11 protein-coding genes, 1 pseudogene and 1 riboswitch are annotated in these 12938 nt (G+C 64.3%); of the genes and pseudogenes, 7 read left to right on the top strand and 5 right to left on the bottom strand.

Annotated features, from left to right (window positions below):
* The 3 genes and pseudogenes from QOC89_RS27000 to QOC89_RS26990 all read right to left on the bottom strand — a co-directional run.
* A pseudogene (locus QOC89_RS27000) lies at positions 1 to 325 on the bottom strand (thiazole synthase); the annotation flags it as partial.
* Positions 326 to 364: 39 nt separating this feature from the next.
* On the bottom strand, positions 365 to 562 hold the full coding sequence (thiS, locus tag QOC89_RS26995) for a sulfur carrier protein ThiS (RefSeq protein WP_028199627.1): 198 nt from the start codon (positions 560 to 562) through the stop codon (positions 365 to 367).
* An 86-nt stretch (positions 563 to 648) separates the two neighbouring features.
* Positions 649 to 1779 carry an FAD-dependent oxidoreductase gene (locus tag QOC89_RS26990; RefSeq protein WP_323047823.1) on the bottom strand — a complete coding sequence of 377 codons (1131 nt, stop codon included), beginning with the start codon at positions 1777 to 1779 and terminating at the stop codon, positions 649 to 651.
* A 237-nt stretch (positions 1780 to 2016) separates the two neighbouring features.
* Positions 2017 to 2140, bottom strand: a riboswitch (TPP riboswitch).
* Between the two features lie 362 nt (positions 2141 to 2502).
* Between QOC89_RS26990 and QOC89_RS26985 the strand changes: the two genes are divergently transcribed.
* The 5 genes from QOC89_RS26985 (at position 2503) to QOC89_RS26965 (ending at position 8017) form a co-directional block, all read left to right on the top strand.
* Positions 2503 to 4254 (top strand): ABC transporter ATP-binding protein/permease, encoded by a 1752-nt coding sequence (locus QOC89_RS26985; RefSeq protein ID WP_323047822.1) that lies wholly within the window; start codon positions 2503 to 2505, stop codon positions 4252 to 4254.
* A 5-nt stretch (positions 4255 to 4259) separates the two neighbouring features.
* Entirely contained in the window at positions 4260 to 5069 is an 810-nt protein-coding gene (locus tag QOC89_RS26980; RefSeq protein ID WP_323047821.1) for an SDR family NAD(P)-dependent oxidoreductase, read from the top strand.
* Positions 5070 to 5176: 107 nt separating this feature from the next.
* On the top strand, positions 5177 to 5917 hold the full coding sequence (locus QOC89_RS26975; RefSeq protein ID WP_323047820.1) for a response regulator: 741 nt from the start codon (positions 5177 to 5179) through the stop codon (positions 5915 to 5917).
* A 91-nt stretch (positions 5918 to 6008) separates the two neighbouring features.
* Positions 6009 to 6749 (top strand): response regulator, encoded by a 741-nt coding sequence (locus tag QOC89_RS26970; RefSeq protein WP_323047819.1) that lies wholly within the window; start codon positions 6009 to 6011, stop codon positions 6747 to 6749.
* Complete coding sequence (locus QOC89_RS26965) at positions 6746 to 8017, top strand: ATP-binding protein (protein ID WP_323047818.1); 1272 nt, start codon at positions 6746 to 6748, stop codon at positions 8015 to 8017. The genes QOC89_RS26970 and QOC89_RS26965 overlap by 4 nt, the downstream gene beginning before the upstream one ends.
* Positions 8018 to 8055: 38 nt before the next feature.
* Here the strand turns inward: QOC89_RS26965 and QOC89_RS26960 are convergent, their stop codons facing one another.
* Positions 8056 to 8982 carry a tyrosine-protein phosphatase gene (locus QOC89_RS26960; protein WP_323047817.1) on the bottom strand — a complete coding sequence of 309 codons (927 nt, stop codon included), beginning with the start codon at positions 8980 to 8982 and terminating at the stop codon, positions 8056 to 8058.
* A gap of 250 nt (positions 8983 to 9232) precedes the next feature.
* On the opposite strand from QOC89_RS26960, the gene QOC89_RS26955 reads away from it, so the two are divergent.
* Together QOC89_RS26955 and QOC89_RS26950 are read left to right on the top strand one after the other, a co-directional pair.
* Entirely contained in the window at positions 9233 to 10492 is a 1260-nt protein-coding gene (locus QOC89_RS26955; RefSeq protein WP_323047816.1) for an MFS transporter, read from the top strand.
* Positions 10493 to 10509: 17 nt separating this feature from the next.
* Entirely contained in the window at positions 10510 to 11775 is a 1266-nt protein-coding gene (locus QOC89_RS26950) for a D-amino acid dehydrogenase (RefSeq protein WP_323047815.1), read from the top strand.
* Between the two features lie 233 nt (positions 11776 to 12008).
* Here QOC89_RS26950 and QOC89_RS26945 read toward each other — a convergent pair.
* A partial coding sequence (locus QOC89_RS26945) for a glutamate synthase subunit beta (RefSeq protein ID WP_323047814.1) occupies positions 12009 to 12938 on the bottom strand: 930 nt, incomplete at its 5' end.

Below are 12938 nucleotides of genomic sequence, written 5' to 3'. Positions count from 1 at the left end.
CGATCAGTTCGAGCTTGATCCACTCGGTTTCGAAAATTTCACGCGCCATGTGCGCCGTCGCCACGGCCTCGCCGACGGTCAGGCACCCTGCCGTATTGGGCAATAGCGGCACGCCATGGCGCTTGAGCAGGTCGAAAAAGCCGGCTTCCGCGCCGCCTTCGTTCATCTGCCGGCGCAGCGCGACGGTCACCATGCCGGGGCGCGCGGCGTCGATCGAATCCGACAGCGATTGCAGCGACGGATAGCGCGAGGTACCGAGCAGCACGCGGCTCGCGAAGCTTTGGCCGTAGAGCGTGAGCGCGTCGGCGGTATAGGAGGAAGTCATTTGCATAGTCCTGGTCTCCGGCAATGCGTGGCGCGGCATTTAGCCGCCCGCTACGGGTTGCACGACATCGAGCTTGTCGCCCGGCTGCAGCGCGCGCGCCGCATGCTGGGTACGCGCGACGAAATCGCCGTTCAGCGCGACCGCGAACGGCGGACGTGCGCCGAACGCGGCGAGCGCATCGGCGACAGTCGCGCCTTCGGGGAGCGACAACGGCTTCTGATTGATATGAATGTCCATGGTGTTCGAATACGGTTCAATCAATGACGGTAGCGGCACGGCGCGCCGATTTGCCCGCGGTCAGTTCACCAGCAGGCGCGCAACGCTCATGCCGGCTCCCGCGTGGAATCCAGGTGGAACAGCTCGCTCCAGCGCGCGGCACTGTGCCAGTCGGCGAAAGCATCGGCGTCGCCGATGCGGCCGTCGAGCAGCGCCGCGGCGAAGCGCACGGCTTCGTCGGCGACTTCAGGCACGATCATGTAGCCGTGCCGGTACAGGCCGTTCACGCGCAGCGTCTGCGCGCCATCCCACAGCAAGGCCGGACGGTGGTCCGGCAAAGTCGGGCGGCACTGCGAATTCAGTTCGAGGATGCGTGCCTCGCCGAAGCCGGGATGCACGGAAAACGCCGCGCTCAGCAACTCGAGCGCCGAGCGCACGCTGACCGGCGACATATCTTCGCCCTCCACCTCGGTCGCGCCGATCACGTAGAGATCGTTGGGCTTCGGCGCGATATACAGCGGGTAGCGCGGATGCAGCAGGCGTACCGGCCGCGTCAGCTTGATACCCGGCGCATGCACGCGGGCGACTTCGCCGCGAATGCCGCGCAACGTAGGCAGCACCGGCTTCGCGCCCAAGCCGCGGCAGTCGATCGTGACGCGCGCGGGCGGCAGCGCGTGATCGTCGACCGCCGTATTCCAGTGCGTTTCGACGCCGCGCTGGGCGAGGCCCGCGGCGAGCGCGGCCAGCACCTGGCGGTTATCCAGTTGGCCTTCGCGCGGCAGCAGCCAGCCCTGGTTGAAACGCCCCGCCAACGCCGGCTCAGCGGCGCCGACCTGAGCACCGGCCAGCGTGACGAAGCCGCCTTCGAGCAATTCAGCGGGCGCATTCGAGCGCACCCGGCGTTCGAACAACGGCGCTTCAGTGCGGTCGGCGTGATGCCATACGACCAGCGTGCCATTGCGCTGGAAAAACACGGGCTCGGGCAATTCGGCCAGCACGTGCGGCCAGCTGTCGAGCGAGCTCGCGCCCAGACGGGTGATCAGCAGTTCAGCACTGGCGGCCTCGGCAAGCGGCGCCAGCATGGCGGCGGCGACCCACGCCGCGGCTTGCGTGCCCGCGGCATCGCCACGCTCATAGAGCGCAACACGGTGCCCCTGGCCCGCCAGTCGCCACGCGACGAGGCGCCCGCACAGGCCGCCGCCAAGTACCGCGAAATCAGGTTGAGCAGAACGGCTCATCGCGCCCACCTCGAGTCGCAATGGCAGGCAATGCTAGAAGAGCACGACGCTTCGCCACGGCCGACGAAAGCGTGGCCGAGAGCAAAACGCGCAAAACACATATCTGAACAATAGGCGGTCATCGAGTCCTTTCCGTACGGCCAAAAACGCACGTACCCAGGACGAAACCGGCGGGCAAGGCCGGCCGGGCAACACGCGCATCCAATGACGGACGCCGCCCGGCGGGGAATGGAAGACTGGCTGCTTCCGGAAACTTCCCGCGCCGGTATTACCCGGATCGGGTGCAAAGGGTCTCTCTCAGCCTCGCCGCCGCTGCGTGAGAATCACACAGCCTGTGGGCGAAGCACCCCTGTTTCGTCGAAGGTCATTAGACCATAAAAGGCGGCGCCCGCAAACCGACGGGCTAGCCTGCGCGCCCCGTCGATCCGGCACCATCTTTCGCTTCGTCAATACGGCCGAGGGCGGCGCTCTGGCACAATGCCAACACCGGATGCCGCAGGAGCCAGGCGCGTGCGACATGCCTGGCCGCATGCGCGAGGGCGGCATCGAGGCAAGGCCTTGCAGCGGAAATTAATTTTCGCTTAAGGGCTTCACGCCAGAATCGGACGCTCACCCGGCTGTGCGTTCGTCGAGCACGACGCCCGGGGCACGCACCGCAAACCCGACCCAGGCCGGCCTGCCAGAGGCCAGCCCCGGATGGGCCAGCACTTCACCAGGATGCTCATGACACCGAATACCGCTTCCAGCCCCGCGCTGCCGCCGGACGAAAAAGTCTCCGCCTGGAGTCTGATCAAACCTTATTGGGTTTCCGAAGAACGAAAAACGGCGTGGGGGCTGCTCATCGCGATCATCGTGATGAATCTGCTCGTCGTGTGGATCAACGTGCGCCTGAACCGCTGGAGCGCCGACTTCTACAACGCGCTGCAAACCAAGAACGTCCACGACTTCCCGCATCTGCTGATGGTGTTCTCGGGGCTCGCGTTCGGCTTCATCATTCTTGCGGTGTACGGGCGCTATCTGCGCCAGATGCTCGGCTTTCGCTGGCGCCAGTGGCTGACCACCCGTTATCTCAACGAGTGGCTGCACGACAGCGCCTTCTACCGGATCGAACGCGACCGGCTCACCGACAACCCCGACCAGCGGATCAGCGACGACCTGCAATCGTTCGCCACCACCACGCTCTCGCTGACGCTCGATCTGCTGTCCACGGTCGTCACGCTGGTCTCGTTCATCACGATCCTGTGGTCGCTGGCCGGCGCGCTGACCATTTCGCTCGGCGGCATGCCGCTGCAGATTCCGGGTTACATGGTGTGGGCCGCGGCACTGTACGCGGTGGTCGGCTCGCTGATCATCCAGAAGGTCGGCCATCCGCTCGTGTCGATCAATTACCAGGCACAGAAAGTCGAGGCGGATTTCCGTTTCGGCCTGATCCGTCTGCGTGAAAACGCCGAGCAGATCGCCTTCTACAACGGCATGGAAACCGAGAAGAAGAACACGCAAACGCTGTTCGGCCGCATCCGCGACAACTGGTGGCAAGTGATGAAGTACACCAAGCGGCTCACCTTCGTGCTGAGCTTCTATGGTCAGATCGCGATCATCTTTCCGCTGGTGGTGGCGGCGCCGCGTTACTTCGCGGGCGCCTTCACGTTCGGCGTGCTGATGCAGATCTCGAGCGCGTTCGGCACCGTCAGCGATTCGTTTTCGTGGTTCATCAACAGTTACGCCACGCTGGTCGAATGGCGCGCCACCGTGAACCGGTTGCGTGAATTCAAGCGCATCGTGCATGCGCCGCGTCTGAAGGAATCGGTGTCGCCGGCTACCGCGCATGGCGGCATCAATCTGCATTTTGTCGACGACGACAAGCTCTCCACCGAAGGCCTGCAGCTTTCGCTGCCGAACGGTGAGCCGCTGTCGCGCATCCGCAATATCGCGATCACGCCGGGCTCGCGCTGGCTGGTGCGTGGGCCGTCCGGTTCGGGCAAGAGCACGCTGATGCGCGCGCTCGCCGGCTTGTGGCCGTTCGGCAACGGCTCGATCGACGCCCCGGTCAACGCCCGCATGATGTTCATCCCGCAAGTCAGCTACATGCCGATCGGCACGCTGAAAGCCGCGCTCGCCTATCCGTCCTCCGCGGACGCCTACACCGACGAGGAATGCCGCGAAGCGCTCGTCACCTGCCACCTGTCGGAATACGCCGACCGTCTGCAGGAATCGGGGCACTGGACGCGCATCCTCTCGCCGGGCGAACAGCAACGTCTCGCCGGCGCCCGCGTGCTGCTGCACAAGCCGGACTATCTGTTCCTCGACGAAGCCACCAGCGCGCTCGATGCGGAAAACGAAGCACGTCTCTATCACCTGTTCACCGAGCGGCTACCGAAGGCGGCGATCGTCAGCGTCGCGCATCGCGAATCGCTGGCGGCGTTCCATGGCGATACGCTCGACGTCGAGCGCTCGGGCGAACCGATTGCCGCGTGACCAGCATGAGCAACGTAACCGACATGAGCAGCACGACCGGCACGAGCGGCGCCCACCTTGATCGCGTCGTCCTGATCACCGGCGCGGGTTCCGGGATTGGCGCGGCACTGGCCCGGCGGATCGCCGCGCCGCGCACCGCGTTGATGCTGCACGCACGCGGCGCCGACGACGAAGCGCGCCAGCGTCTTGCCCAGGTCGCCGCCGATTGCAGCGCGAACGGCGCACGCTGCGCGACCGTGTTCGGCGATCTCGCCGAACGTGGCGCCGCCGAACACGTGGTTCATCAAACACTCGCGAGTTTCGGCGCCCTCGATCAACTGGTGGCGAACGCGGGCCACGCGCAACGGCAAACGCTCAACGCACTCGAGGCGGATGCGTTCAGCGCCGCCTTCGCCGCGATGCCTGCCGCGTTCGCCGCGCTCGTGAAGCGCGCCACGCCCGCCCTGGAAACCTCGAAGCGCGGTCGCGTGGTCGCGCTCAGTTCGTTCGTCGCGCATCGCTATCGCGTGGATGCACCGTTCGCCGCCACGGCGGCGGCGAAAGCGGCGCTCGAATCGCTGGCTAAAACCGCGGCCGCCGAACTTGCGCCACATGGCGTGACAGTCAATTGCGTGGCGCCCGGCTACACCCGTAAAGATCGCGGCCCCAGTGCCGATAACGCATCGGTGTGGACTCGCGCCGCCGAAGCGACGCCGCTCGGTCACGTCGCCGAGCCCGCGGATATCGCGGCGCTGATTGCGTTCCTGCTTTCCGATGAGGCGCGCCATATCACCGGCCAGGTGATCCATATCGACGGTGGCCTCACGCTCGGCTAGGCGCCAGGCCAACTAGCCGCACCTTTTCTTGCTGTTTCTTACCCGCGAAAGGATTCGAAAGCGTTACGCGCTTTGCGCCGCTCGCGTGGCTCACTAAGATGACCCGAATGAACCCCTCCATTCTGGTCGTCGACGACGACCCCGTCGTACGTGAGCTCGTCAGCGGATATCTGTTGGGGCGTGGTTTCAGGGTGTCCACGCTCGAACACGGTATGGCGTTGCAGCGCACCTTGCAGGACGAGCGTCCCGCGCTGATCGTGCTCGACATCATGATGCCGGAACTCGACGGCATCAGTGCGCTGCGCGCATTGCGCGTCGCCGGCGACGATATTCCCGTGATCCTGCTAACGGCGCGCGCCGAGCCGATCGATCGCGTGATCGGCCTCGAACTCGGCGCCGACGACTACCTCGGCAAGCCGTTCGAACCCAGCGAACTGGCCGCGCGGATTCGCACGGTTCTGCGCCGCCGCGGCGCGCTTGCGCCGGGTGCGCCGGAGCAACGCGCGCCTTATCGCTTCGGCCGTTTCGAAGTGAATTTCCCAGCGCGCGAATTGCACCACGACGGCGAGCGCATTGCGCTGCGCTCGAGCGAATTCGCGATGCTCAAGGTGTTCGTTACGCACGCGATGACCGTCCTCACGCGCGCGCAGTTGCTGGAGAAGCTGCATGGCAATAGCGAGGTGCATCGCAATCGCAGCCTCGATGTGTCGATCTGGCGTTTGCGGCGGCTAATCGAAGTCGATCCGTCCCAGCCCCGTTATGTGCAAACCGTCTGGGGACGCGGCTACGTGTTCGTGCCGGACGGTGAAATCGGCGCGGTGGACCGTAGCGCGCCGCTGCTCACGTAAGATTTGTCCAGACTTCCCACCGTGCGGCTGCGTAAGCATTGGTAAGAAAACAGTCGGTCGCGCGTCACACGCGCCAGTCTAGAATTTCGCCATGAATCCACAGGTCCTTATCGTCGACGACGACCCGGTCGTACGCGATCTGCTTTGCAAGTTTCTGCAGACGAACGGCTTCGACGCGTCGGTGCTGCACGACGGCACCCATCTGCAACGCCGTCTCGAGCGTGAGCGACCGTCGGTCGTCGTGCTCGACGTCATGATGCCGAATACCGACGGCCTGCGCGCGCTCACCGCCCTGCGCGCCGCCGGCGACGACATTCCGGTGATCTTCGTGACGGCGCGCGGTACGGTGGCCGACCGCATCGTCGGGCTTTCGCTTGGTGCGGACGACTACCTGACCAAGCCGTTCGATCCCCGCGAGTTGCTCGCGCGCATCCATACGGTGCTGCGCCGCCGTGGTCCGTCCACCACGAGCGCGCCGGAAGCCCGCAAGCCGTATCGCTTTGGCCCGTTCGAACTCGATTTCGCCACCCGCTCGCTGTCGCGCGACGACTCGAAGCTGCCGCTGCGCGACAGCGAGTTCGCGCTGCTGAAAATCTTCGTCAACAATCCATACAAAGTGCTGTCGCGTGTGCTGATTCACGATCTCGTGCATCGCGACAACCTCGCTTTCCGCGACCGCAGCCTCGACGTGCCGATCTGGCGCCTGCGCCGCGTGATCGAAGACGACCCGTCCAATCCCAGCTACGTGCAGACAGTGCGCGGCAAAGGCTACGTCTTCGTACCCGACGCCGACGGCACCCCGTTCGCCGACGAGGCCGCCGCAAACGCATGAGAAATCCGCTGAACACGCTGTTCGGCAGAATGGCGTTGCTCTCGACGGCGGTCCTGTTCGCGATTCAGGCGTGCTGGTTCGTGCTGGTGGTGATGCAGCCGCCGCGCCACGAAATCGACGGTTTCGCGCGCGGCATTCTGCTGGTGCTGCAGGCGATCAACGGCGAGCCATTAAAGGGAGCCGCGCTCGCGCCCGCCATGCGCGTGCACCTCGTGCCCACCTGGAACATGCCGTCGAGCGTTCATCTGCATACGCCGACCATGCGTCAATTGGTCGAACTGAGCCGGCATTTGCGTGAGAATCTGCCGCCCGGCACGCAGATCGCGGTCGACGACCTACGCCCGCCGCAGCTATGGGTATTGTTCCCCGGCAAGTCGAACTGGGTCGTCGTGCCGGTGGACGTGCCGCCGCGTCCACGCTTTCTGGTCGAGTCGATCTCGATGCTGCTGGCCGCGCTGATTCTGTCGCTGTTCGCGGTCTGGCAGATGCAGCGGCCGCTGTCGCGCGTGGCGGTGGCGGCTCGTGCGTTCGGTTCGGGCGGCCGGCCGGAACCCGTCACGGTGCAAGGTCCGCGTGAGCTGCGCGATCTGATCGGTTCATTCAACGACATGATGCGGCGCCTGAACGAAGCCGGCGACGACCAGGCGGTGATGCTGGCCGGCGTCGCGCACGATCTGAAAGCGCCGCTTACGCGGCTCAAACTGCGCGCGAGCGTACTGGTGGCGGAAAACGAGCGAGCCGGACTGATTCGCGACGTCGATTCGCTGACCAATATCGTCCAGCAGTTTCTTGAGTTTGCCGGTCAGTCCGCCGACGCGGGGGCGCCGATCGAAGTCGACGCCTTCCTGCGCGAACAGTTTTCCGCCAGCGACAGCATCGAGACGCCGCTGTTCGCGCTCGATCTGCGCGCGGGTTCGTCGTTCACGCTGCCGCGCACCTTACTCGACCGGCTGGTCACGAACCTCGTCGACAACGCGCTCGAGCACGGCTCGCCGCCGGTGGATATCGCCACATCCCGCAATGACCGGCATTGGGTGATCAGCGTGCGCGACCACGGGGCGGGCATTCCCGACGAGCGCATCGCCGCGGCAATGAAGCCGTTCGTCCGGCTCGACGCCGCGCGGGGTGGCGAAGGTCATTGCGGCCTCGGTCTCGCGATCGTCGCGCGGCTCGCGCACGATCGCGGCGGACGCTGTCATGTGCGCAATCACGCGCAAGGCGGCCTCGAAGTACGGATCGAATTACCGGACGTCTCAACGCTAACGTGAGAATGGTGGCGAAGGGTTGAGCGCAACTGGAACCGGCGTCAGACGACCAGGTGGTTGTGCAAGGTATCGATGGTCGCTTGAGACATGCCGAGGCCTTGCGTCAGATAGTTCGTCATCGTGCCGTAGCTCGCCTGCACCTGATCGAAACCCGCTTGCAGATAGTTTTCCTGAACGCTGAACAAGGGCGACTCGATCGTTGCGACGGCATCGCCATCCTGCGCACGAAGCGTGGCGGCCTGGGCCTGGATCGACTGGGCCAGATAGACGTTGCTCAGCATATAGTCCTGCATGATCACGTCGAGCGGCACGTTGGCAATGCTGAGCAGGAGAGCCGCGACCCACCCGGCTCGGTCCTTACCCGCGTTGGAGTGAAACAGTTGCGCGCCGGCGCCGTCGGCGAGCCGCGTGAGGAGTTCGCCGTAGCCGATGCGCTGGGCAGCACCTGTCACGTACGAGCGCGCCTGGGCTTCCATGAACGCCACGGCGGCGTCTGCCGTATCGAATGTTGGCGTGACGAAGTCGCTGGTACCCAGGACGTTTAGCGCCTGCGATGCCGCACCGGCCGGCAGGATGTCCGCTGTGCGCTCGATTTCACCGGGCGTGCGCAGATCGTAGACCAAGGCGATGCCGAGTTTTTCGAGGGCGGCCGCGTCGGCGGCACTGAGGGTCAACGCGTTCGCGCGATAGAAGGCGCCGCGGCGCATCTGCCTGCCGTCGACAGTGGGATAGCTGGTGGCCGCACCCGCTACATCGCGAAAGTTGTTCACCGACGCGAGGCGTGGCGTTGCCGGCTGATCGGCGTCCAGATTTCCGCCCCCGCAAGCCGACAGCAGCGAACTGCTCGTCCCCGCGAGCAGCAGGACACTTACCGAAGATTTCAGGAACGCGCGGCGCGATCGATCTGCCCGCAAAGGCGTGCTCGCGAAGCGGCGGGACGGCGAGCGGGCTTTTGCGGTTGCGGGCATGAGCAGTCGAGAGGTGGCGGGCGCGGGCGTAACGAGGGTTGTCGCAGCCTGAAGGCCGCCGGTGCAGTCTAACGACGGTCAATGATTTTTGGGTTACACGGTAGTGGTTCGTAAGGAACTGGAAGAAAGTGTCTTACCCCGCCGCCATTTTTGACCACAACTGGCCGCAGACACCTCGTCCCCTTAGAATACAAAAACCCCACAATCAAGCCGCCGAAAGGCAAAAAACAGCTGGAGACCATAAAAAAACATGCCCTCTCTCCAATGGTTCACCGAACTGACCCAGCGCGAACGCCGCACCCTCTATGCGGGTTTCGGCGGCTACGCAGTCGACGCCTTCGATTTCATGATCTACTCATTCCTCATTCCGACGCTGATCGCGACATGGGGCATGACAAAAAGCGAAGCCGGCATGATCGCGACCAGTTCGCTGATTTCGTCGGCGATCGGCGGCTGGCTCGCCGGTATTCTCGCCGACCGTTACGGTCGAGTACGTGTCCTCCAGTGGACGATTGCCACCTTCGCGATCTTCACCTGCCTGTCCGGCTTTACGCACTCGTTCTGGCAACTGCTCACCACCCGCACGCTGCAAGGCATCGGCTTTGGCGGTGAATGGTCGGTGGTGACGATCATGATGGCTGAAACCATCCGCTCACCTCAGCACCGCGCGAAAGCCGTCGGCACTGTGCAGAGCAGCTGGTCCTTCGGCTGGGCCGCGGCGGCCATCATCTATTGGGCGTTCTTCGCGCTGCTGCCGGAGCAGTACGCATGGCGCGCCTGCTTCTGGATCGGCCTGCTGCCCGCGCTGTGGATCATCTACATCCGCCGTAATGTCAGCGATCCCGACATTTTTCTCGAAACGCGCCGCGCTCGGGAAAGTGGCTTCGATACCTCGCATTTCCTGCAGATCTTCTCCGGCGAGCACCTCAAAACCACCTTGCTCGGCAGCGCGCTGTGCACCGGCATGCTGGGCGGCTACTACGCCATCACCACCTGGCTGCCGACCTATCTGAAAACCGTGCGCCATCTGTCGATCTTCAACACGAGCGGCTATCTGATTGTGCTGATTGTCGGCTCGTTCATGGGTTACATCGTCGGCGCGATTCTGTGCGACAAGATCGGCCGGCGCGCGTCGTTCGTGCTGTTTGCGATCGGCTCGTTCGTGCTCGGCATGGTCTACACCATGCTGCCGATCACCGACGGCATGATGCTCGCGCTCGGCTTTCCGCTCGGCATCGTCGTGCAAGGAATTTTCGCCGGCGTGGGCGCGTATCTGTCGGAGCTCTATCCGAATTCGATCCGTGGATCGGGGCAAGGCTTCTGCTACAACCTGGGTCGCGGTCTCGGCTCGTTCTTTCCGATTCTGGTGGGTACACTGTCGCAAACCATGACGCTCGTTAAGGCGATGGGTATCGTCGCCGGGTCCGGCTATCTGCTGGTGATCGTCGCCGCGGTATGTCTGCCGGAAACCAAGGGCAAAGTGCTCGGCGCGCCCCGCCCTACCGCCTGAAATCGCTGTACACACACATGAAAACGATTGTTCTGGGGGGCGGCGTGATTGGCGTCGCCACCGCGTTTTATCTGCGCCAGCAAGGCTGCGACGTCACCCTGATCGAGCGCGAGCCCGACGTCGCGCTTTCCACCAGTTTCGGCAACGCCGGCGTAATCGCGCCGGGCTATGTGACGCCGTGGGCCGCGCCCGGCATGCCGACGAAAATCCTCAAGTATCTGTTCAAACCGGCCTCGCCGCTGATCTTCCGCCCGACCTTCGATCCGGCTCAATGGCGCTGGATCGCGCGCTGGCTGCGTGAATGCGACCTCGAACGCTTTCGCGTCAACAAGCAGCGCATGCAACGCATCGCTTATTACAGCCGTGAGTGTCTGCACGAATTCCGCGGCCGTCATCCGTTCGACTATGGCCGCACCCAGGGTTATCTGCAGTTGTTCCGCAGCGAGTACGACGTCGAACTCGCGCAACCGGCGTTAGCGGTTCTGCGCGACGCCGGGATCGCGCACCGTGAAGTGAGCGCGGCGCAGTGCGTCGAGATCGAACCGGGTTTGCGCTGGGCGCGTCAGACGCCGCTCTCGGGTCTCTATCTCCCCGACGACGAAGCCGGCGATTGCGCCCGCTTCACTCGCGAACTGCGTGCGATCTGCGAGCGTAATGGCGTGCAGTTTCGGTTCGACACGCGCGTGGCGAGACTCGATGTAGAACGCAATGCGGTGCGTGGCGTGCGCATCGAGAGCGAGCGTGGCAGCGAGACCGTGCAAGCGGATGCGGTGGTGGTGGCGCTGGGCGTCGACAGCGCGGCGCTGCTCGCACCACTTGGCGTGAAGGTGCCGCTCTACCCAGTCAAAGGCTATTCGGCGACGCTGCCCGTCACCGATGAAGAAAAAGCCCCGCGCGCGGCGCTGATGGACGAATCGCTGAAGACGGCGATCACGCGCTTCGGCAACAACCTGCGCGTGGCGGGCACCGCGGAACTTGGCAATCGCCAGACCACGTTACGCGAACAGGCCCTGCAGACGCTGATGAAAGTCCTCAAGGACTGGTTTCCGCACGCGGCCAATCCCACCTCCGCGCACTTCTGGGTGGGCCGCCGTCCGATGACTCCCGACGGCGCGCCGTTGCTGGGTCCGTCAGGTGTGGACAATCTGTGGCTGAACCTCGGACACGGTTCGACGGGATGGGCGATGTCGATGGGCTCGGGGCGCGTGGTCGCGGATCTCATCACGCAGCGCGAGCCGGAAATCGATCTGGACGGGCTGACACTGGCGCGCTATCGGAAATGACAGCGCGCGGCTAAACCGCGGCGTGACGTGCTGCGCCTTGCGTTCGCGTACGGGGCCGCAAACCAGGCATCATGCGGACACTTCCTCGATACTCTCCGCGTGCAACAGACGTCAAAAAGCCGGGTCACCCTCTCAGGTGCCCGGCTTTGTTTTCTACCGCTTTGTCGTCTCCACCTCGTCCTGCAGGCAGTCGCCGGTTTCCGCCTTGAACCCCGGAAACCGGCCAGAGACGTTTAACGCGGAAGTTCCGAATGACCCATCAGGAAGGCGTCGACCGAACGCGCGCACTGACGGCCTTCGCGAATCGCCCACACCACCAGCGACTGGCCACGACGCATATCGCCCGCGGTGAAGACCTTGTCCACCGACGTGTAATACGCCTTGTCGCCTTCAGTCGCGGCACGCACGTTGCCGCGCACATCCTTGTCGACGCCGAACGCTTCAAGTACCGGCGACACCGGCTGCGTGAAGCCCATGGCCAGCAGCACCAGATCGGCCTTCATTTCGAATTCCGAGTTCGGCACTTCCTGCATCTTGCCGTCCTTCCATTCGACGCGCGCGGCGATCAGCTTCTCGACCTTGCCGTTCTTGCCTTCGAGACGCTTGGTCGCAACCGCCCAATCGCGCTCGCAGCCTTCGTCATGCGACGACGAGGTGCGCAGCTTGATCGGCCAGTACGGCCAAACCAAAGGCTTGTTCTCTTCTTCCGGCGGTTGCGGCAGCAGCTCGAACTGCGTGACGCTCTTCGCGCCATGACGATTCGACGTGCCGACGCAGTCCGAACCCGTATCGCCGCCACCGATCACGACCACATGCTTGCCTTTGGCGAGCAACTGGTTCGCGACCTTGTCGCCGGCGTTGACCTTGTTCTGCTGCGGCAGGAATTCCATCGCGTAGTGGATGCCTTCCAGCTCACGCCCGGGCACCGGCAAATCGCGCGGCGTTTCCGAACCGCCGGCGATCACCACCGCGTCGAACTGTTCTTTCAGCTCGGCCGGCGTGATGGTTTCCTTCGCGGTATTGCCGATGTACTCCGGCAGCGAATCCACGCGGCCGATGAACACGTTGGCGCGGAACGTCACGCCTTCGGCCTCCATCTGGCGCATGCGGCGGTCGATCAACCACTTCTCCAGCTTGAAGTCGGGAATGCCGTAACGCAGCAA

The organism is Paraburkholderia sp. (genome assembly GCF_034668105.1).
In the GTDB taxonomy this organism is placed as follows: Bacteria; Pseudomonadota; Gammaproteobacteria; order Burkholderiales; family Burkholderiaceae; genus Paraburkholderia.
This window is presented reverse-complemented; position numbering and strand designations above follow the sequence as displayed.